Raw genomic sequence first — 19,962 nt, forward strand, 5'->3', positions numbered from 1 at the left:
GGCATCACTGCGCCCCGATCTTGATGCGCCCGTCCGCCAGCACGGTGCCGAGCACGATGCGGTTGGTGTCGGCGTTGCGCACCCGGATGGTCTCGCCGAGACCCCCGTTCTGGAGCGGCGCGCCGACCGCCGTGATGACGAGGCCGTTCTCCTCGAAGATCATCTGCGTGAGCGCGCCCCGGCTGACGAGGCGGGGGTCGTCGACCGCGTTCACCGGCACCGGCTCGCCGGGCAGCAGCATGCGCCGCGCGGTGCGGCCCGCGATGGCGAGCGGCGCGTCGATCACGGCCTGCCGCGCCCGGTAGCTCGACGGGTAGGCCTGCATCCGCAGCATCGAGTCCTTGATCGTGTCGCCCGGGTAGACCGTGACGGTGGGCACCGGCAGCAGGATCTCGTCCGGGCCCGCGTCGGCGGGGCTCGCGACGAGCAGCAGGAGCGGGAGCGCCGCCCGGCGGAGCCGGTCGCGGAGGGAGGGGCGCCGAGAGGAGCCGGGCGAGGAGCCGGGCGAGGAGCCGGGCGAGGAGCCGGGCAAGGAGCCGGGAAAGTGGCGGACGGGCTTGGTGCGGGCCATGAGGGATCGCCGAAGGATGCGCCGGGAGCGGACGGCGCACGGGGCGCCGCTGGGTCGTTCGGGTCGTTCGGGCGGGGACCGGGCGGTCCCTTCGGGGGCGCCCTCCCGCCTCAGCGGATGCCCTTCGAGACGGTCGAGGACATCTCGTCGGCGGCCTGGATCACCTTCGAGTTCATCTCGAAGGCGCGCTGGGCCGTGATCAGGCTGGTGATTTCCTTGACCGGATCGACGTTCGAGCCCTCGAGGTAGCCCTGCTGGATCTTGCCGTAGCTGACGTCGCCCGGGTTGCCGACGACGGGCGCGCCGGAGGCCGGCGTCTCGCGGTAGAGGCCGTTGCCCAAGGGCTCCAGGCCCGCCTCGTTGGCGAAGTTGGCGAGCGTGAGCTGGCCGATCTGCTGGTTGGCGACCTGCCCGTCGATCTTGGCGTAGACCTGGCCCGAGAGGTTCACGGTGACCTCGGAGGCGTTCGGCGGGATCAGGATCGCCGGATCGACGAGGTAGCCCTCCAGCGTCACGAGCTGGCCGGTGGCGTTCTTGTTGAAGGAGCCGGCGCGCGTGTAGTTGATCTCGCCCGCCGGGCTCGTGATCTGGAAGTAGCCGCGCCCGTTGACCGCGAGATCGAGCTGGTTGCCGGTCTGCGCCAGCGAGCCCTGCCGGTGCAGGTTGCGGATCGCGGCGGCGCGCACGCCCAGCCCCAGCATCGCGCCCTCCGGCACGGCCTCCTGGCCGGCCTGGTTCGGCACGCCCTGCTGGCGCTCGGCCTGGTAGAGCAGGTCGGTGAACTCCGCCCGCGCCCCCTTGAAGCCGGTGGTGTTGAGGTTCGCGACGTTGTTCGCGATCACTTCGAGGTTGAGCTGCTGGGCGGACATGCCCGTGGCGGCGATGGCGAGGGCGCGCATGATCGGGGTTCCTCAGATCGCCGTTCAGATCGCCATACGGCTGAGTTCGAGATAGGCGGCCACCACCTTGTCGCGGATGGCGACCGCGGTCTGGAGGCTCTGCTCGGCCGACATCACCGCCTCGACCACCTGCTGGGTCGTGGCCCGGCCCTGGATGCCCGCGATCGAGGCCGCCTCGCCCGCCCGCACGTCGTTGCGTACGCCGGTTGCGAGCTGGGCCATGATGTCGCCGAAGTCGGTCGGCGCCGCGGACGGGGCGGCCGGGATGCCGCCCGCGAGCGCCGCGGCGCCCGCGAAGGCGCTCTTCTGCACCGGCGCCGCGCTGTCGGCGCGCGAGAGCGCGGCGGCCTGGACGGCCCTGTCGAAGGCCGAGAGCGATCCGAGAGCCTCGATCATCGGTCGAATATCCTTCAGGATTTCAGGAGGTCGATCATGCCCGCCACCATGGCGCGGGCCTGCTTGATCACCTGGAGGTTGGCCTCGTAGGAGCGGTTGGCCTCGCGCATGTCGGCCATCTCGACCAGCATGTTGACGTTGGGCAGCTTGACCATGCCCTTGTCGTCGGCGGCCGGGTTGGCCGGGTCGTGCTCGGTGCGGAAGGGCGCGGTGTCGTTGCCGATGCCGGAGACGCGGACCGAGGCCGCGCCCAGCGCCCGCTCCATCTCGGCCCGGAAGGTCACGGTCTTGCGCGCGTAGGGGTCGGCGCCCGGCGTCTCGCCGGTCGACTGGGCGTTGGCGAGGTTCTCGGAGACCACCCGCATGCGCAGGGACTGGGCCTCCAGGCCGGCGCTCGCGAGCCGCGTGGCGGAGAGGAGCGGGTCGATCATCCCTTCACCGCGAGCTTGAGCATCCGGTCGAAGGCCTTGACGATGCCGGTGTTGAGGCTGTGCTCGCGCGCCACCGTGCCGGCCTTGAGCAGCTCCTGCTCCAGGGTGACGGCGCTCGCGGTCTCCAGCACGTCCCAGCCGTCCCGGGCCTCCTGCACGCGGGTGCCGGCGCCCGCGCCGTCCACGTGGGCGGAGGCCGTCTGCGCCATCTCGTAGCCGGCGCGGGCCAGAACCTGCGCGAAGGGCGTGACGTCCCGCGCCTTGTAGTCCGGCGTGTTCGCGTTCGCGACGTTGCCGGCGATCGTCGCCTGCCGCACCCCGAGGTGCCGGGCCTGCATCGAGGCGAGGTCGAACAGGTAGATTCCGCTCATGCCGCCTCCTTGCCGCCGTCCCGGCGCGCGCCACGGGTCCCGGGCCCGGACGCGGGCCTCCCATGGATCAGGGGTGTAGGGCGGCAATCTTGCACGAGGCTGGCCCCGCCCCGCCTTGACAGCCCGGGCGCGCCGCCGCACCGCTCGGACGCTGCCCGGACCACGAGGAACCGCCGTCCAAGATGCAGGAAGACCCGCCGGAAGAGCTGCCGGCCGAACCGTCGGACGCGCGGCCCGGCCCCGACGCGGCGGCATCGGACCCGCCGGACCCGGCCGAGCGCGTGCCCGCCACGGCCCGCTACGCGGGCGGCGCCGGGGCGGGGGGGCGCGCGGGCGAGCATGTGGTGGCGGCCAAGAACCGCTGGGCCCGCGCCGTCCTGGGCTTTCGCGATCTGGCGCCCGAGACCTGGTACGCCCTCGACTTCACCCTGGCCTGGGATCCGGCCGAGGAGGCCGGCGGCGCCCTCGACTTCGCGCTGGTCGGCTTCGACTTCCTGGCCCCCGACGGGTCGAGCCTCGACCTCGAATCCGTGCCGGGGCTGGTGCGCACCCTGCCGGATCCCCACGGGATCTGGCTGCCCGGCCCGGCCTACCGGCCGGAGGGCGCGCGCGCGGCGGCGCTGCGCGTCGCCTTCCGGGTGCCCGCGCCCGCCAGCGACCTCGCCCTGGGCTTCCGCTCCTGGCGCAACACCGCGCCGTTCGGGGTCTCGGGCGTGCGGCTGCGCCCGGTCGTGACCGGGCCCGGGGGGGCGCCCGCTCCGGGCGCGCGCCGCCGCCGGCTCGGTCCCGAGCCGCTGGTCCTCGTCCAGGCCCTGGTGCCGGGCGCCGGCCTCGTCCTGCGCGGCCAGATCTTCTCCGAGCGGCCCGACGAGCACGCGGCCTATGCGGGCCTGCGCTACCGGGACGCGGCGGGGGCGGAGCTGCCCCTGCCCTATCCCGACACCGTGTCGGTGCCCGGCCACGGCGCCTCCGTGAACCTGCCGGCCCGGCCGCAGGCGCGCCGCTTCACCCTGACGCTGCGCCCGCCCCCCGGGGCCGTCACGGCCGAGCTGGCTTTCCGCACCTGGGAGGAGGCGGACGAGGACCCGCCCGCGGTCGAGCTGGTGGCCGCGCCCGAGGTGGCGCTGGAGGAGCGCTTCCGCCTGGAGAGCCTCTGCGGCGACGACCTCCTCGACGGACCGGCCTTCCTGGCCCGGCTCGCCGAGCGTCTCGGGCTCGAATCCGGGGCCGAGGCCGGCTGGATGCCGGGGGCCGGCGAGGCCGCGGCGGACGGCCAAGGGAGCGGCGAAGGGAGCGGCGAAGGGAGCGGCGAAGGGAGCCGCGGAGAGGGCGGCGAGGCCGCGGCGGCGCCCGTTCCACCGCCCCTCTCCGCCTCGACGCCCCGCCCCGCCCCGCTCGCCCGGGCCCGCGCGCTCCGCCAGGGCCCTGAGCGCACGGGGCGCGGGCCGGACGGGCGCCCGCTCCTGCGGCTCGCCGGCCTGCCCGACTGGACCCCGCCCGACCCGCCGGACTGGCGCGCCGACCCCTTCCGCTCGGTGCCCTGGCGGCTCGACTACCAGTCGCTCGGGTGGCTGGCGCCGCTGGGCGCGGCGGCGCCCGCGCTCGCCGCGGCAACCGCCGCCTCCTGGGCGGGCGAGAACCCGTGGGGCCAGCCCGCCGACCCGCTCAGCCTGCACCCGGCGGCGCTCAGCCTCCGGGCCGAGGTGCTGGCCGGGCTCGCCGCCGGGCCGCTGCCGGCGCAGGACGAGGCCGGCCTGCGCCCGGTCCTCGTCGGCGCGGCGGCCCAGCACGGCGTCGCGCTCGCCGAGATCGTCGGGCAGAACGCCTTCGGGCGCTCGCTGCACGGTGTGCAGGCCGCCGCCGCCCTCCTGGCCGTCGCCCGCGCCCTGCCCCGGCTGCCGCTGGCGCCCTTCTGGGACGGCCTCGCCCTGCGCGTCCTCGGCGAGGCCGTCGCGGCGCTGATCGGGCCGGACGGGCGCTTCGCCGAGCCGGCGCTGCAGCGGCGGCTCGACCTCCTCGGCCTCGGCCGGGCGCTGGCGGAATGCCTCGCCGGGCAGGCGCCCGGTCCCGACATCGCCGCCCGGGTCGAGGCCGGCCTCGCGGGGCTTCCCGGGCTCCTCGACCCGGGCGGGCGGCTGCCGCCCTTCGGCGACGCCCCGCCGGCCGGCGACGAGGCGGCCTGGGTCGCCCGGCTCCTGGCGCGCGGGACCGACCTCGCGGCCGCCCGCGGGCAGGGCCCGGGGGCGACGGTCTCCGCGGGCGGCTTCGCGCACGACACGCTGAGCGCCCGCGCCGACGCGGTCGGGCGCGGCGCGGCGCACTTCGCCTGCACCTTCGCGGCCCCGCAGGGCCACGCCGACTGCACCTCCTTCGTGCTCGCCGCCGAGGGCGTGCGCTGGATCGTGGAGGCGGGCGGCTCCGAGAGCCTGGAGGCGGGCCCGGCGCGCCACTACCTCGTCTCGGCCCGGGCCCACAACGTCGCGCTGCTCGACGGTCGCGAGCCGGTGGCGGGTCCGGCCTGGCACGCCGGCCGCTTGCGCCTGGAGGGCGCCACCGCCCACCGCATCGCGACGCGGCTGCACGGGCCGGACGTGGCGCACGAGCGGATCTTCGTGCTGCTCGACGACCTCGACGGGATCGCGGTGATCGACCGCTTCCGGGGGGCGGCCGAGGCCGCGCTCGCCTTCGAGGGGCTGCTGCACCTGGCGCCCGAGGCGATCGTCGCGCTGTCGGGCCCGCGCCGGGCGCTGGCACAGCAGGGCGCGCGCCGGCTCAACCTCGTGCCCTGGGTGGCGGAGGGCCGCGCCGCGGGACTCACCCTCGTCAACGGCCGCAGCGAGCCGCCGGGCGCGCTCCAGGGCTTCGTCGCCGGCCCGCGCGGGCTCGTGCCGGCCGGCACCCTCGCCTACGCGGTCGCGGGCCGGGGCACGGTCTGCGGGGGCATGCTGATCGCCACGGACCTCACGGTCGAGGAGCGGCTGACGCGGCTGCTCGCCGGGGAAGCCGCGAGGGATTTCCTGGCGGCGTAGGGCATCCTCCCTCTCCTCGGGGAGGGAGCGCTACGAGCGCACCTCGCGCTTGGGCACGAAGTTCATCTCGTCCACCAGCACGTCCTTCACCACCTCGGCGCCGAGGCGGCCGTTGACCGCGCTGCGGACCTCGGCGAGGCGCCGGGTGATGTCGTACTTGGCGAGCTTGCGGAAATCGAGGCTCGGGTCGGCGTAGATCTGCCGGAAGGCCTCGTCGACCACGAAGGCGTTCGGCGGCACCGGCAGGGTGTGCATCAGGCGCGCATCCGCGGTGAAGACCAGCACCGCGATGACGTAGCCCTGCACACGCCCGTCCGCGATCATCGGAATGTTGATCGGCGCGAGCTTCTGGTACTGGAGGCCCTCCAAGTAGGCCTCCGTCTTCTTGGCGAAGAGGCCGCCGCCCCAGGTCACCGCCCCGTAGCAGGAGGCGATGGTGACGGCGCAGATCCAGAGGCCGGTGACGAGGACCTTCATGCGCCGAACCCGAGCCGCGCCGTGTAGGTGCCGTCGGATTCCTGGTTGAGGGCGGCCGCCGCCAGCGTCTCGCCGATCTCCTCGACGGCGCGCAGGTGCAGCCCCACCACCTCCTGGTTGCGCACGAGCTTGTCGCGCAGGCGCGCGAGGTGGATCGCGGTGGCGGCGTCGAGCGCGGTGGCGTCGAGGTCGCGGGTCAGCCGGGTGAGTTCCAGCAGGCTCCGGCTCTTGGCCCGGTTGAGTTCGGCGTGGTCGAGGGGCCGGCGGGCGACGAGCGCCTCGGTCTCGGCCTCGACGGTCTCTTCCAGGCGCTTCAGGGCGGCGATCAGCATCGCGGGTCAGACCTTCGGGGCGGCGGAATCGGTCGTGGGCTGCGTCGGCTGGACGGGCTGGGCCGTCTCCGGATGGGCCTTGTCCAGCATCCGGGCGATGCCGATGCCGCCGGCCTTGGCGATCTGCTGACCGATCTGCTCGGCCAGCATCGACTTCCAGATGTGGCCGGCATTGCCCTTGCCGAACACGGTCTCGGACTTGTCGGGCATCATCGCCTCGACGAATTGCTGCAGGACGAGGCCCTCGAACTTCTTGTAGGGGTCGCTGACCGGGCCGGCGCCCGCCAGCGTGGTCTGGTTCTGCAGGCTGGTGAGCGAGCCGCGGGCGTCGAGCGGCATGTGGAGCGCGAGGCCCGCCGCCCGCACGGCGTCCGTGAAGGCCGCCGGGTCGCCGGGCGCGGAGAGCTTGGCCGCGGCCTCCTGGTAGCGCTGCGGGTCGGCGGCCTTCGCCACGTCCATCACGATGTCGGTGGGCGGGGAGATGCTCATCGCTTCGTCCTCCCGGCACGGGTGTGCCGGATCCTGGCCTGATATCCTGCCCTACCCGCCCTGGCTTACGGGAGGCTTGCGTCGCCGGGGGACCGCCGGGCCAGCCCGTCCAGCCGGTCGAGGGCCTCGCGGCGCTCGTGCTCGCGGGCCTCGGCCGCGGCGGCGCGCTCGACCAGCGCCTCGGAGCGCTTCTCGGCGAGCCCCCGCTCGCGTAAGGCATCCGCCTGCCGCCCGATCTCGGCCTCCACCGCGCCGGCCTCGGCCGCGAGTCCCTGCAGGCGGCGGTTCGCGGCGCCGAGCAGCAGGTGCCCGAACTGCCCGGCCCCGAGCGCGCCCAGCAGCGCGGCCCGGTCGGCCTCGAGGGCGGCGGCGCGCTCGCGGGTGCGGGCGAGTTCCGTCTCGGCGACGCGGCGCATCTGCGCCTGCACCCGCATCAGCCGCTCCGCCCGCTCCAGGCGGCGGGGATCGTGGGCCACGACGCCTATCCCTGCCGCAGCCAGGCGGCGTAGGTCTGCAGGTACTGCATCATGATCTCGCCCCCGAGGTAGTAGAGCATCAGCAGGCCGCCGAACATCACGAACGGCGTGGCGACGAAGTAGACCGGAATGCTCGGCGAGAGCTTGTTCACGAAGCCCGCCGCGAGGTTGACCACGATCGCGTAGATCACGAAGGGCGCGGTGATGCGAAGCCCCAGCATGAAGGCGTCGGCGACCTGATCGACCACCCGCACCAGGGCGGTCTGGCTGCCGATCCCCTCGCCCGGCGGGATGCGCCCGTAGGATTCGGCGAGGCCGCGGAACAGCTCCCAGTGCAGGTCGCTCGCGAAGAGCAGCGCGGTCGCGGTGACGAGGATCAGCGAGTCGATCGCCGGCACCGGGTCCTGGCCCTCGACCGGCGCGCCCGGCATGGCGCCGAAGCCGACCATGGTCGAGGTCGCGTTCATCACGGTCTCCAGGACCACGAGGAAGATCCGGCCGAGGAAGCCGATGAGCAGGCCCGTGACGGTCTCGGTGAGGATCCAGCGGAGCGTCTCCCCCGGCGCCTGGCCGGCGAGCTTCTGGCTGAACAGCGGCAGAATGAGCGGCGCCAGCGCCAGCGAGACGGCGCCGGCGATGAGCAGCCGGACCTGCTGGGGCACCCGCGGGCTGGAGAAGCCCGGCACGACGAGCAGGCAGCCGCCGATCCGGCAGAAGATCAGGAACACGCCGAGGAAGAGTTCCGGGCCGGCATTCATGTCAGGCGCCGCCTCCCCGGCGGCAGGGAGCGCGCCGGCGGCTCACGAGACCGTCCCCAGCGCCTTGATCTCCACGCCCCGGGCGATCTCCAGGTGCGAGAGCACGGGCAGCGTCGGGAAGATCCGCTCGATGATCATGCGCACGTAAGGACGCGCGTCGGGCGCCGTGACCAGCGCGAAGCCGTGGACCTGTTTCTGGCGCTCGCGGATCGCGGCGGCCGCCTCGCTGCCGAACTGCTCGACGAGGCGCGGGTCGATGTCGAACTCCACCACCTCGCCCTTGGCGTCGCGCTTCAGGCTCTGGTGGAAGGAGAGGTCCCAGTTGGCCCCGAGCCTGAGCACGTTGAGCACGCCGTTCTCGGCGAGATCGCCGCAGATCTGCTGGGCGATGCGCATCCGCACGTGCTCGGCGATCTGCTCGGCGCGGCGGGCGTGGGGCGTGATCTCGGCCACCGCCTCCAGGATCAGGTGCAGGTTGCGGATCGAGACCCGCTCGGAGAGCAGCAGCTTCAGCACCGCCTGGAGGCCGGAATACGAGATCTGCGCGGGCGCGATCTCGTCGAGCAGGCGCTTGTACTCGGGCTCCAGCCGGTCGAGCAGGCCGCGCATGTCCTTGTAGGAGAGGAACTGGGGCAGGTTGTTGCGGATCACCTCCGAGAGGTGGGTGAGCAGCACCGAGGCGCCGTCGATCGGCTCGAAGCCGGTGCGGCGCACCTCGGCGGCGTAGGAATCCATCACCCAGAGCGCGCGCATGCCGAAGGCGGGCTCGCGCACCTCCTCGGCGGGCACGTCGGGCTTCGGCCCGTCGCCCACCACCACCAGCATCTCGCCGGGGCGCATCTCCTGCGTCGCCACGACCGTGCCGTGGATCAGGATCTGGTAGCTCTTGGGCGGCAGCGCCACGCTGTCGGTGAGCTTGATGTCGGGCACCACGAAGCCGTACTGCCGGGCGAACTTCTTGCGCATCTTGGCGACGCGGTGGGAGAGCTCGGCGTGGCTCGCCTGGATCTGCGCCGCGACCTGGCGGCCGAGGATCAGCTCGATCTCGGGGGTCTTGAGCGATTCCTTGACCGATTCGGCGGCCGCGGCCTGCGCCTTGGTCGCGGTCTCCTCGGCGACCTTGGCCTCTTCCAGCGCCTTGCGGGCGGCCGCCCGCTGCGGGATCGCGTAGGCGATGAAGCCCATCAGGCCCGCCAGCACCACGAAGGGCAGGAAGGGCAGGCCCGGCACCAGGGCGAAGACGAACATCAGGGCCGAGGCCACGGTCAGCGCGCGCGGGTAGGCGCCGAGCTGGTTGAGCACCGCCTGCTCGGTGGCGCCGCGCGTGCCGCCCTTCGAGACGAGCAGGCCCGCGGCCAGCGAGACGATGAGCGCCGGGATCTGCGAGACGAGGCCGTCGCCGACGGACAGCTTCACGAACACGTCCGCCGCCTGGCCGAGCGGCATGCCGTGGCGCGTCGTGCCGATGATGATGCCGCCGAAGACGTTGACCGCGATCACGATGAGCGAGGCCACCGCCTCGCCGCGCACGAACTTCGAGGCGCCGTCCATCGAGCCGAAGAAGGCGCTCTCCTCCTCCAGCTCCCGGCGGCGGCGCTGGGCCTCCTTGTCGTCGATCAGCCCGGCGTTGAGGTCGGCGTCGATCGCCATCTGCTTGCCGGGGATGGCGTCGAGGGTGAAGCGGGCGCCGACCTCCGCGATGCGGGTCGCGCCCTTGGTGATGACCAGGAAGTTGACCGTGATCAGGATCACGAAGACCACGATCCCGATCACGAAGTCGCCGCTCATCACGAACTGCGAGAAGCCCTGGATCACGTGGCCGGCGGCATCGACGCCCTTCTGGCCGTTGGCCAGGATCAGGCGGGTCGTGGCGATGCCGAGCGCGAGGCGCAGCAGCGTCGCGATCAGCAGCACGGTCGGGAAGGCGGAGAACTCGAGCGGCTTCTGGATCCAGAGCGCCACCATCAGGATCAGCACCGAGAGCGCGATCGAGAAGGCGAGCCCGACATCGATGAGGAGCGCGGGGACGGGCAGGAACAGGACGGCGAGGATCGCCACGATGCCGGCCGCGAAGCCGAAATCCCGCCGCGACTTCCGCTGTTCGAGGCCGAGCGCCGCACCCGCCGCCATGAAGGGTTCCCCAAGTCTCGACGCAGGGGCGCCCGCGTCTCACGGGGATGCTTCTCGCGCGGCAAGCTTGCGCGGGGATGGGCGCGGGCGTCGCTCTCCCTCCCCCGCAGAGCAGGGCGATCGCATATGGGGTGGGTCGTCTCCTAGATTGCGACTGGAACCGCGCCGCGCCCCCTCTCCCATAGGGAGAGGGTTGGGGTGAGGGGTATGACGGATCAGGACGGCGCTCGGCATCGACGCGCGTTCAGCTCGGCGCCTTCTTTGGAAGCCCCATACCCCTCACCCGGCTTTCTGCGAAAGCAGACCTCTCCCTATGGGAGAGGGGACCCACGCCTGACCGGGGTTAGGCTCGCTCGGCCTATGCGATCGCCCTGCCCGCAGAAGGGGGAGGGAGAACGACGCGCGCGTCAGAACCCGGTGGCGATCCGCCCGTAGGCGAGTTCGGCAAAGCTCGTGAGCTGGGCGCCCACGAAGGTGCCGGTGACGAGGAGCACGAGCAGCACCACCACGATCTTCGGCACGAAGGTGAGGGTCGTCTCCTGGATCTGGGTGAGCGCCTGCAGCAGCGCGATCACGACGCCGACCGCCATCGCGGCCCCGACCGCGGGGCCGGCCGCCACCAGCACCGTCCAGATCGCGGCGCGCACGAGTTCGAGGGCGTCGACCTCGTTCATGACCTCAGCTCTCTTCGCGGGCCGGCTCCGCGGCCGCCCGCCCTTCCCTAGCGCGAATCGGTCCTCAGGACACCGAGACGCCCGATTGCAGCAGCACGGTGCGCCCGTCCGTCAGCGTCGCCAGCGCGCCGTCGCCCGTGACCTTCACCGACTGGACGGTGCCGGAGGTGGTGCCGTCCGCCGAGCTGATCGTGCGGCCGACGATCGAGTCGGCCTGGTCGAGGAAGCTCGAGGTCAGGAGCGAGTCGAGCTTCTTGTTGGTCTGGGTGGCCTGCTCGACCTGGGACAGGGTGGCGAGCTGGCTGACATACTCGGTCCCGTCCATGGGCTTGGTCGGGTCCTGGTTCTTCAGCTGCGTCATGAACAGCGTCAGGAAGGTCTCGGCGTTGAGCTTGGCCGCGACCGAGCTGGTGGCCTTGGCGGCCGCCGCCGTGGCGGCGCCGGTCGTGCCCGTCGCCGCGGCGCTCGAGGCGGCGGTCGAGTTCGTGATGCTGGTCACGTCCATGGACGTCAGACCTCCGGTTCGGGGGCGTGGTCCGGCCGGAGGCCGGCGGTGAGGAGGCGCGGCGCGCGCGGCGGCGTCTGCCCCGGGGCGGCCCGGCGCGGGCGGGTCTCGAAGCGCACGGCCGGGCCCTGCCCGGGGGCGGCCGTGCCGCGCGGGCGGCGCGGCGCGGCCTCGGGGCCGGCGCGCAGGGCGGCGGGCGGGGGCGCGGGCGCGGCGCCCGAGGCCGCCAGCAGCGCGGCCTCGGCCGGGTAGAGCCCGCGGATCGCCTTGAGGGCCTCGAACGGGCGGTCGGCCTCGACGAGCGCCTGGACGGCGGCGAGGCCGGCATGGATCGCCGCGTCCCGGGTGGCCGCCAGGATCCCGGCCTGGAGCCCCGCGCAGAGGTCGCGGGCGGGGCCGGCATTGGCCGGGTCGATCAGCAGGGTCTGGGCCGCGTAGTAGAGCTGGCGGAGCGGCGTCGTCGCCTCCTCGGCCTGGAGCACGTGGCCCTCCAGCAGGAAGGCCGCGTCGTTCAGGAGTTCGATGCCGACCTTGCGGTCGACCCGCAGCACCGCGCCGTTGACGAAGACGCGCTCACCGGCGCGCAGCGAGAGATGCATGCTCCGACCCCTCCCGCCGCTCACTGCAGGCCGTCGCGGATCGAGGTGTTCACCTCGATCAGCGCCGCGAGGCTGCGCTCGGGCGCACGCAGGGCCTCGCCGACCTCGCCCATGGTCCAGGCGCCGATCGAGACGAGATCGCTCCTGAGCGCCTCCGGCAGGGCGTTCTCGGGGTCGAGCAGGTCGGAGAGCAGCACGTTCCAGAGATCCTGCACGAAGGCGATCGCGGCCGTGCGCTCCGCGCCCCGCTCCCCGCGCGCCTCGACGGTGCGCAGGAGATGGAGCGCCCGGTCGAAGGCCATGCGCTCGCGCTCGCGGGCGAGCTGGGGCGCGTCCTCCAGGATCTCGGAATAGGAAAATCGGTACATCGCGTGCCTTCGGTTCGATGGCAGGTGGCCCGGGTCCGCGGGGCGGGTGGCGGGGCGTGGGGCGAAGGTCGTGTCGTCGGTCGGCGGGACGGGACGCTACTCCGCCGGCCTTCAGAGGAAGTTGACGAGGCTGAGCTGGCGCAGCTGGGCGGTGAGCGCGTAGGACATCTGGATCTGCGTCGTCAGCGCATCGACGCGGGTCTTGGCCTCGGCCGGATCGACCGTCTCCAAGTCGTTGACCGCGCGCGACATGAGGGCCTTCTGGGCATCGAGCCGGGTGTTGGCCTCCGTGATCCGCTGCTGGGATCGGCCGAGATCCGCCTGCAGGCCGACGAGGCCGCTGCTCGCCTCGCCCAGCAGGCTCATCACGCGCTCGGTCGCGACCGACTGCACCGCCGCCGAGGCGCCCGTGAGTCCGATGCCGGAGGCGACCGCGTAGGCCAGGGCGAGGGTGCGGAAGGCCGGGTCGTCGGCGGAGACCGAGGTCGTCGCCCGCTCGCTCAGCGAGATCTGGCTGGAGATGGCCTCGCCCGCGGCGCGGGAGATGGTGCCGCCCCAGCCCGCGGCGAAGGGGCCGCCCGGGGCGGCGAGCGTGTCCAGGAAGCCGCGCATCCGGTCGGCGGTGATCGTGGCCGTGGCGGGGCTGCCGACCGGGAAGGCGAAGTAGCTCCCGAAGGCGGCCGCGACCGCGTCCTTGGCGGCGGCGAGGCCGTCCGGGCCGATCGGGCTGACCTTCGTGTTGGTGCCGCCGAACACGTACTGGCCGCCGGTCGAGGCGTCGAGGCCGCCCGCGAGCGCGGAGAGCGCGCTCTCCGCGCCGCTGGCCGCCGTCGCGGCCCGCTTGTCCTCCGGCAGGCCGGTGAGCGTCTTGAGCATCGCGTCGGCCGTGCCCTGGAGCTGGGCCAGCACGGTCTGGCTCGTGCTGAGCCGCATGCCGGCGACGCCGTTGCCGTCCTTCAGGGCGGTGAGCATCGCGCTCTGCTGGCGCACGCCCAGGCTGGTGCCCACCTGCGTCCCGAGCTGCAGCCCGACATCCGCGTAGCGGCCGGTCGCGATCTCGGCGTTGGCGCGCGCCAGCTCGGTCTGCAGGCGCGAGACGTTGCTGCGCGGCGCGTTCCAGAGGCTGATGCTGGAGATGTAGCTCGTGGTCATCATGGTCTTAGCGCACCGCGTCCATGAGGGTCTTGAGGAGGTCGTCGACCACGGTGAGGATCTTCGCCGAGGCGGTGTAGGAGCGCTCCAGCTGGAGCGTCAGCGCGGTCTCGTCGTCGCCGTTGACGCCGGCCACGTTCGACAGGGCGTCGGTCGCGCGCGACAGCAGGGTCGACTGGTACTCGGCCGCCGCGGTGGCGTCCTTGCGCGCCTGCGAGAGCCAGCCGGCCGAGGCCGCCGCGAAGCCCGCGAGCGTCGCCGATCCGGCGAGGTCGGTGCCCGTGCCGACGGTGCGGGCCGCCCCGAGGCTCGTCACCAGGGCGTTCAGGCGGCCCGCATAGGCGGCCTGGCCCGTGCCCACGACGGTCCGCGCGTCGTAGATGCCGCCGTCGCGCAGCCGGCTCACGTCGCCGCCCTGCTGCGGATCGACCCGCGCCGCGACCCGGATCGTCCCGGCGAGACCCGCGACCACCGCGCCGTCCGCCGGCACGGCCGCAGCGTCCGTTCCGGTGAACAGGCCGGCCGCCCGCACCGTCGAGACGGTGGTGGCGGGCGGCGGGTCGGCGACGGTGTAGGTCTCCGAGAAGGCGCGGACGAGGGCGCTCGCCATGGCGTCGAGCTGCGCGCCGTAGGCCACCGCGGCGCCGTCGCGCAGGTCGGCGAGGCCGGCGATGCGGCCGGACTTCAGGGGCATCGCCGCGCCGGCGCCGGTCACGGCCACCCCGTCGACGGTGACGGCGTTGCCCGGGGGCGGCGCGTTCGGGTCGAAGCGCACCGTGCGGGCGCCGCGCTCGTAGAGCGCCGCGCCGCCGTCGGTATAGATCGCCATGCCGCCGTCGGGCCGCGTGACGGTGGTGATGCCGAGCTCGGCGGAGAGCTGCGTCAGGATCCGGTCGCGGTCGTCGAGGCTGTCGGTGATGTCGGTGCCGTTGGCCGTGCCGCGCACCACCGCGTAGTTCGTGGCGTCGAACTGCTGGAGCAGGCCGTTGATGGTGGCGACCGAGGCCTTGATCGCGGAATCGGCGTCCGCCCGCACGCTCTGCACCGCCGCGGCGGCGTCGTTGAGGCTGCCCGCGAGGTCGCGGGCGGCGTTCACCGCCGAGCGGGCGAGGTCGCTGCTGTCGGGCTGGTTGGCGGCGGCCTGGAGCGCGGCGCTGAGCGCGCCGAGCCGGGCGGCGGGCGAGGTGGCGTCGGCCGTGTCGCCCACCGTCTGCGCCAGGGTCTTCAGCCCGTCGAGGCGGGCGGCGCTCGCGGCCTCGTCCGAGGTCGCGCCGAGCTTGCGCGTGAACAGCGCCTGGTCGCCCGCCCGGGTGATGATCACCTGCGCGTTGCCGTTGCCGGTGACCAGGGTGGCGATCTTGCGCGCGTAGCCGGCATCGTTCGCCCCCGCGACGTTGCGGGAGGCGACGGCGATCTGGCTCGACGTGGCGAGCAGCGCGTTGCGCGCCGTGCTCAGCGCGATCTGGAGGCCCATGATGCGGCTCCGAAAGAGGTCGGTGAGATCAGCGCTTGAGGTTCATCAAGGTCTCGAGCATCTCGTTGCCGGTCATGAACACCTTGGAATTGGCGGTGTAGACCGACTGCGACTCGATCATCGAGGTCAGCTCGGTGGCGACGTCGACGTTCGACTGCTCCAGCGCCTTGGCCTTGAACGTGCCGAGCCCGTTCTGCTTGGCGAAGCCCACCTCTAGGTTGCCTGAATCCCGCGTCGCCTCGAAGACGTTCCCGGCCCGGGGCTGGAGCTGGTCCGGGCTCGACACGTCGGCGAGCGGGACCTTGTAGGTCGCCGCGCGGGTGCCGTCGGCGTAGATCGTGTAGACCGTGCCGTCGTCGCCGAAGGCCACGCCCGTGCTGCTCGTCGGCGCCGAGCCGTCGGCCACGCCCTTCGGGCTGCTGTCGGGGGCGAGCTGCGTCATCGCGGAGAGGTCGAGCTTCAGGTCCGGGCGGTTGCCCGAGCCCGTGACGCTGAACGTCGACGTGCCGGTGATCTGGCCGGTCGGGCCGAAGGTGATCGTCTGGGCGGTCCCGACCGGGGCCGGCGAGGCGTCCTGGGTGTAGAGGGCAACCGACCACTTGTTCGTCTCGCTCGCGGTGTCGGCCACCTTCGAGAAGACGACGTCGTACGTCACCTTGTTGCCGAGGTTGTCGTAGGTCGTGACCGGGGTCTTCGTCGTGAAGGCCGTGGCGCTCGGGGTACCCACCGTGGTCGAGCCCTGCTTCAGGTTGCCCTGCAGGGTCATCGTGCTGGAAGGGCGCGCCATCAGCTGGTTCGTGCCCGACTTGATGTCGGTGAGCGCCGGGTTCGCCGGCAGCGTGCCGTCGGGGTTGAGCTTGTAGCCCTGCAGGGTGAAGCCGGCCGCGTTGACGAGGTCGCCGGTGGTGCCGTCCTTCACGAAGTTGCCGGCCCGGGTCAGGAACTGCCCGCCGCCCGCATCCCGCACCAGGAAGAAGCCGTTGCCCTGGATCGCCAGATCGGTCTCCGAGGTGGTGAAGCTCGTCGGCCCCTCCTCGTTGATGCTGCGCCGGACCGTGGTCTCGACCGCGCCCGAGTTGTAGTTGCCGGTGCCCGAGGACTCGAGCAGCAGCGACGAGAACTCCGTCGCGGTGCGCTTGTAGCCCGTGGTCGAGGCGTTCTGGATGTTCTCCGCCACCGTCGAGATGCGGTTGGTCTGGGCGTTCATGCCCGAGACGCCGGTGCGGAGCACGCCGGTGAGGCTCATGGGGACACCTTCAGGGTCTGGTCGTTGCGGGGCGCATCAGGCGCGCGGTGGCTTGTGCGGGGCTTAGTCATCGTCGCCGTCAGCCCCGCAGCGACTGGGCGAGTTCGAGGAAGGCGTCGCGGCTCGGCGCCTGGCCGGGCTCCTGGCGCATCGCCTCGTAGATCTTCGGCACGAGCCCGATCGCCTGGTCGAGCTCGGCGTCGGTTCCGGCCCGGTAGCCGCCCATCAGGCGCAGGTCCCGGGTCTCCTCGTAGCGGGCCATCATGGCCTTGAGCTTGCGCACGAGGTCGCGCTGCTCGGGCGTCCAGACCTCGGAGGCGAGCCGCGAGATCGAGCCGAGCAGGTCCATGGCCGGGTAGCGGCCCTGCTCGGCGATGGCGCGGTCGAGCACCACGTGGCCGTCGAGCGTGCCGCGGATCGCGTCGGCGACCGGGTCGTTGTGGTCGTCGCCGTCCACCAGCACCGAGAACACGCCCGTGATGCTGCCCTGGCCGTCGAGGCCCGGCCCCGCCCGCTCCAGGAGGCGGGGCAGGTCCGAGAACACGCTCGGCGGGTAGCCGCGCGCCACCGCGGGCTCGCCCGCGGCCAGCGCCACGTCGCGGGCGGCGTGGGCGTAGCGGGTGACCGAGTCGATGATCAGCAGCACCGACTCGCCGCGGTCGCGGAACGATTCGGCGACCGAGAGCGCCACCTTCGGCGCCTGCCGGCGCATCATCGGGCTCTCGTCGCCGGTCGAGACCACGATCACCGAGCGCGCCCGCGCCTTGGCGATCGGGCCTTCGAGGAACTCGCGCACCTCGCGCCCGCGCTCGCCCACCAGCGCCACCACGACGCTGTCGAAGCCCTCGGCATCCGCCAGCATCGCGAGCAGCGTCGACTTGCCGACGCCGGATCCTGCGAAGATGCCGATGCGCTGGCCCGCGCAGAGCGGCGTGAACAGGTCGAGCGCGCGCACGCCGGTCACCAGGGGCCGGCGCACCCGGGCGCGGCCGAAGGCGGCGGGCGGGTCGGCGTCGAGCGGGGCGGCGGTCGCGCCCGCGCCGAGCGGCCCGGCCCCGTCGATCGGGCGCCCGAGCGCGTCGATCACCCGGCCCTTCCAGGCGGGGTCGGGCCTGAGCTCGGCCGCGCCGAGCCGGAACACCCGGGTACCGATGCCGGCCTCGATCCGGGGGCCGAAGGTCTTGAGCGTGGCGCCCTCGGCGTCGATGCGCACGATCTCGCCGATCTGGTCGCCGCCGTCCCCGTCCCGCTCGAAGCCCATGCGGTCGCCGAGCCGCACGAAGGGCCCGACGCCGCCGATCCGGCAGGCGCTGGCCGAGACCTCGCGCACGTGGCCGCCGACCTGGACCAAGTGCCCTTGCGCCTGCGCCATCGCCCGTTCCAGGCGCTCGATCGCGTCCGCCATCGGCCTAGCCCTGCGGTCCGAGGGTCTTGATGGCGTCCTGCAGCGTCGATTCCGATTGCTGCGTCAGGTTCGCCGCGCTCTCGAAGGCGCGCTGGATGGTGATGAGCTTCGTCATCTCCAGGATCGGGTTGACGTTCGAGCCCTCCAGATGCCCCTGCGTGAGGCCGATGCGGGTGAAGTCCTGCACCGGCCGCGCGGGCAGGCTGGGAGAGACGGCGTTCGGGCCGGCCCGGCGGATCGCGGCCTTCGGGTCGAAGGTGAACAGGCCGATCGCGCCGACCTGATTGACGCCCTGGTGGATCGTGCCGTCGCGGCCGATCGTCGGCGGACCCTGTTGCGGGTCGAGCAGCAAGGGCCCGCCGCCCGGATCGAGCACCGGCCGGCCGGAGACGTCGGTGAGGCGGCCCGTGGCGTCCATGGTGAGGCGCCCGTCGCGGGTGTAGACGGGGCCGCCCGGGGCCCCGACGGCGAGCCACGCCTCGCCCTGCACGGCGACGTCGAGGGGCGAGTCGGTCTTGGCGATCGGGCCGGAGACCCGCGAGATGTAGGTGTCGCCCGCGCTCGCGAAGGCGACCGCGCCCTTGCTGGCCTGGGCCAGCAGGGCGGTGAACTTCGTCTCCTCCGCGCGGTAGCCGGCGGTGGCCATGTTGGCGACGTTCTGCGCCGTGGTGGTGAGGCGCTTCTCCAGGGCGATCTGGCTGGAGAGCGCGACGTAGAGCCCGTTCTGCATCGGCTCAGAACCCCAGCCGGCTGGCCTGGAGGCCGAGCAGCATGTCGGCGCCGATGCCGCTCCCGCCGTCGCCCGCGCCGAACAGCGCCAGGATCGGGGCGGTCGCGGTGTTGTTCTGCGCGTCCCAGATCGCCGCGAAGCGGCGCGCCAGCTTCTCGACCGCGGCCGGGTCCTGCAGGCTGGCGATGTCGATCTTGGCCGCGATCGTCTCCGCGCGCCGCTCCAGGGCGTCGCTCGAGGCGGCCCCGCTCGTCGCCGGCAGGCCGATCAGGGTGTTGAAGACCTGGGTCAGCGCCTGGTCGCCCAGGATGGCGTAGGCCGAGGTGATCTCGGGCGCCTTGCGGGCGAAGTAGAGGGCGAGGCGCACGCCGGTATCCTCGGCCCCCGCATCCTCCTCCAGGGACTGGCGCAGGTAGGCGTCGGTGACCGCCCGCGAGCGGGCGTCCTGGCCGGTCTCGGTGCCGAAGCCGATGTCGACGGCCGTCCGTGCCGCGTCCGAGAGCGCGACGTTCTGGACGAGGAGCGTGCGCCGCGCGCCGACGCCCGCGTAGATCGTGTCGGCGGCAGCCCCCGTGCCGCCGGGCGCCCCGTCCACGCCGAGATCGGTGTAGGCGGTCGTCTCGAGGACGAGCCTGTTCCGGTCGTCGAGCCGGGCCGCGACCTTGCCCGCGAGGTTGTCCTTGCCCGTGGCCTCGATCCGTCCGTTGATCGCCGCGACGAGCTCGGCCGCCGTGACCCGGGTGAAATCCCGCGCGTAGCCGGTCAGGGTCTGGCGGTTGAGCACGATCGTGCCCGTCTTGGTCGTCGTCGCATCGACCTGCGTGGCGATCGAGAAGCTGGCCTCGTTGGCGCCGCTGAAGTCGAGGCTCCCGCCGAGCGCGCTGGCGCCCGTGACCGTCGCGGTCGTGGCGTCGGTCGTCCCCGTCTCTGCGGTCGCCGCGTCCTGGCCCGCGCCGGAACTGCCGTAGACCTTCGTGAAGTCGAAGGCCTTGGCGAAGGCCACGTAGCGGTCGTCGGCGAGCCGGTTGGCGAAGCTCGTCGCGCTGTCCGTGCCCTCGCTCAGGACCTTGCGCATGAAGGCCCGGGCATAGGTCATGTCCTCCAGGCCGTACGCCTTCATGGCGTAGCCGTAGAGGCGCTGGTCGGCCATCAGGTCGTCGACGGATTTGACCGTGCCGATATGGGCCTTGAAGTAGGCGGTCTCGCGCGAGACCGCGGCCTCGGCGGCCTTGCGCTTGAGGCTCGTCGGGAGGTCGCGGGCGAGGAGCGTGTAGCTCGTGAGCGTGCCGGTCACGGGCGCGTCTCCGGCAGGCCGGGCGCGGCCGGATGGTCGAGGGTCATCGCGTCCGTCTCCGTCGCGGGCCCTGGAGCGGGCACGGCAGGCTCCCGGCCTAGGCGGGCACGCTTGCTCGGAGCTTGCCGGCCCGCAGCCGGCCGCTCCGGAATCCGC

At 73.3% G+C, this 19,962-nt stretch carries 21 protein-coding genes and 1 pseudogene; 1 reads left to right on the plus strand and 21 read right to left on the minus strand.

Annotation, left to right across the window (positions count from 1 at the left end):
* Positions 1 to 4: 4 nt before the first annotated feature.
* The 5 genes from flgA to flgB all read right to left on the minus strand — a co-directional run bounded on the left by flgA (position 5) and on the right by flgB (position 2,668).
* On the minus strand, positions 5 to 571 hold the full coding sequence (gene flgA, locus MFF56_RS05060; protein ID WP_283207407.1) for a flagellar basal body P-ring formation chaperone FlgA: 567 nt from the start codon (positions 569 to 571) through the stop codon (positions 5 to 7).
* A 110-nt stretch (positions 572 to 681) separates the two neighbouring features.
* Positions 682 to 1,470 carry a flagellar basal-body rod protein FlgG gene (gene flgG, locus MFF56_RS05070; RefSeq protein ID WP_066927707.1) on the minus strand — a complete coding sequence of 263 codons (789 nt, stop codon included), beginning with the start codon at positions 1,468 to 1,470 and terminating at the stop codon, positions 682 to 684.
* Positions 1,471 to 1,494: 24 nt separating this feature from the next.
* The gene (gene fliE / locus MFF56_RS05075; RefSeq protein WP_066927709.1) at positions 1,495 to 1,866 is read right to left on the minus strand and encodes a flagellar hook-basal body complex protein FliE; all 372 of its coding nucleotides are present in this window, start codon (positions 1,864 to 1,866) and stop codon (positions 1,495 to 1,497) included.
* A gap of 14 nt (positions 1,867 to 1,880) precedes the next feature.
* Positions 1,881 to 2,297: a flagellar basal body rod protein FlgC gene (flgC, locus tag MFF56_RS05080; protein WP_066927711.1), complete on the minus strand. Its 417-nt coding sequence runs from the start codon at positions 2,295 to 2,297 to the stop codon at positions 1,881 to 1,883.
* Positions 2,294 to 2,668: a flagellar basal body rod protein FlgB gene (gene flgB / locus MFF56_RS05085; protein WP_066927713.1), complete on the minus strand. Its 375-nt coding sequence runs from the start codon at positions 2,666 to 2,668 to the stop codon at positions 2,294 to 2,296. The genes flgC and flgB overlap by 4 nt, the downstream gene beginning before the upstream one ends.
* 182 nt (positions 2,669 to 2,850) lie before the next feature.
* Here flgB and MFF56_RS05090 point away from each other — a divergent pair, with 182 nt between their 5' ends.
* Positions 2,851 to 5,697, plus strand: a complete 2,847-nt coding sequence (locus MFF56_RS05090) for a heparinase II/III domain-containing protein (protein WP_238229601.1) — start codon at positions 2,851 to 2,853, stop codon at positions 5,695 to 5,697.
* A 30-nt stretch (positions 5,698 to 5,727) separates the two neighbouring features.
* Here the strand turns inward: MFF56_RS05090 and MFF56_RS05095 are convergent, their stop codons facing one another.
* The 16 genes and pseudogenes from MFF56_RS05095 to MFF56_RS05170 all read right to left on the minus strand — a co-directional run bounded on the left by MFF56_RS05095 (position 5,728) and on the right by MFF56_RS05170 (position 19,806).
* Positions 5,728 to 6,174, minus strand: a complete 447-nt coding sequence (locus MFF56_RS05095; RefSeq protein WP_066919959.1) for a hypothetical protein — start codon at positions 6,172 to 6,174, stop codon at positions 5,728 to 5,730.
* The gene (locus tag MFF56_RS05100; RefSeq protein WP_066919960.1) at positions 6,171 to 6,506 is read right to left on the minus strand and encodes a hypothetical protein; all 336 of its coding nucleotides are present in this window, start codon (positions 6,504 to 6,506) and stop codon (positions 6,171 to 6,173) included. The genes MFF56_RS05095 and MFF56_RS05100 overlap by 4 nt, the downstream gene beginning before the upstream one ends.
* Before the next feature lie 6 nt (positions 6,507 to 6,512).
* Positions 6,513 to 6,995, minus strand: coding sequence for a rod-binding protein (locus tag MFF56_RS05105; protein WP_066919961.1), 483 nt, complete (start codon positions 6,993 to 6,995; stop codon positions 6,513 to 6,515).
* A gap of 65 nt (positions 6,996 to 7,060) precedes the next feature.
* Positions 7,061 to 7,471 carry a hypothetical protein gene (locus tag MFF56_RS05110; protein ID WP_238229602.1) on the minus strand — a complete coding sequence of 137 codons (411 nt, stop codon included), beginning with the start codon at positions 7,469 to 7,471 and terminating at the stop codon, positions 7,061 to 7,063.
* A gap of 5 nt (positions 7,472 to 7,476) precedes the next feature.
* Positions 7,477 to 8,229 (minus strand): flagellar biosynthesis protein FliR, encoded by a 753-nt coding sequence (gene fliR, locus MFF56_RS05115; RefSeq protein ID WP_066919962.1) that lies wholly within the window; start codon positions 8,227 to 8,229, stop codon positions 7,477 to 7,479.
* A gap of 42 nt (positions 8,230 to 8,271) precedes the next feature.
* Positions 8,272 to 10,359 carry a flagellar biosynthesis protein FlhA gene (flhA, locus tag MFF56_RS05120; protein WP_066919963.1) on the minus strand — a complete coding sequence of 696 codons (2,088 nt, stop codon included), beginning with the start codon at positions 10,357 to 10,359 and terminating at the stop codon, positions 8,272 to 8,274.
* A 407-nt stretch (positions 10,360 to 10,766) separates the two neighbouring features.
* Positions 10,767 to 11,033: a flagellar biosynthesis protein FliQ gene (fliQ, locus tag MFF56_RS05125; RefSeq protein ID WP_066922577.1), complete on the minus strand. Its 267-nt coding sequence runs from the start codon at positions 11,031 to 11,033 to the stop codon at positions 10,767 to 10,769.
* A 64-nt stretch (positions 11,034 to 11,097) separates the two neighbouring features.
* A complete protein-coding gene (flgD, locus tag MFF56_RS05130; RefSeq protein WP_066922579.1) occupies positions 11,098 to 11,538 on the minus strand; it encodes a flagellar hook assembly protein FlgD in 441 nt (146 codons plus the stop codon).
* Positions 11,539 to 11,696: 158 nt separating this feature from the next.
* Positions 11,697 to 12,137, minus strand: a pseudogene (flbT, locus tag MFF56_RS05135) (flagellar biosynthesis repressor FlbT); the annotation flags it as partial.
* A gap of 20 nt (positions 12,138 to 12,157) precedes the next feature.
* Positions 12,158 to 12,505 (minus strand): flagellar biosynthesis regulator FlaF, encoded by a 348-nt coding sequence (gene flaF / locus MFF56_RS05140; protein ID WP_066922581.1) that lies wholly within the window; start codon positions 12,503 to 12,505, stop codon positions 12,158 to 12,160.
* Positions 12,506 to 12,616: 111 nt separating this feature from the next.
* Positions 12,617 to 13,660 (minus strand): flagellar hook-associated family protein, encoded by a 1,044-nt coding sequence (locus tag MFF56_RS05145; RefSeq protein WP_066922583.1) that lies wholly within the window; start codon positions 13,658 to 13,660, stop codon positions 12,617 to 12,619.
* A 4-nt stretch (positions 13,661 to 13,664) separates the two neighbouring features.
* A complete protein-coding gene (flgK, locus tag MFF56_RS05150) occupies positions 13,665 to 15,131 on the minus strand; it encodes a flagellar hook-associated protein FlgK (protein WP_066922586.1) in 1,467 nt (488 codons plus the stop codon).
* 28 nt (positions 15,132 to 15,159) lie between these two features.
* The gene (locus MFF56_RS05155) at positions 15,160 to 16,377 is read right to left on the minus strand and encodes a flagellar hook protein FlgE (RefSeq protein WP_066922588.1); all 1,218 of its coding nucleotides are present in this window, start codon (positions 16,375 to 16,377) and stop codon (positions 15,160 to 15,162) included.
* A 79-nt stretch (positions 16,378 to 16,456) separates the two neighbouring features.
* The gene (gene fliI / locus MFF56_RS05160; protein ID WP_066922590.1) at positions 16,457 to 17,782 is read right to left on the minus strand and encodes a flagellar protein export ATPase FliI; all 1,326 of its coding nucleotides are present in this window, start codon (positions 17,780 to 17,782) and stop codon (positions 16,457 to 16,459) included.
* 4 nt (positions 17,783 to 17,786) lie between these two features.
* Positions 17,787 to 18,512, minus strand: a complete 726-nt coding sequence (gene flgF / locus MFF56_RS05165; protein WP_066922592.1) for a flagellar basal-body rod protein FlgF — start codon at positions 18,510 to 18,512, stop codon at positions 17,787 to 17,789.
* 4 nt (positions 18,513 to 18,516) lie between these two features.
* Entirely contained in the window at positions 18,517 to 19,806 is a 1,290-nt protein-coding gene (locus MFF56_RS05170; protein WP_066922594.1) for a DUF1217 domain-containing protein, read from the minus strand.
* Positions 19,807 to 19,962: the final 156 nt, after the last annotated feature.

The organism is Methylobacterium hispanicum (genome assembly GCF_022179285.1).
Classification (GTDB): domain Bacteria; phylum Pseudomonadota; class Alphaproteobacteria; order Rhizobiales; family Beijerinckiaceae; genus Methylobacterium; species Methylobacterium hispanicum.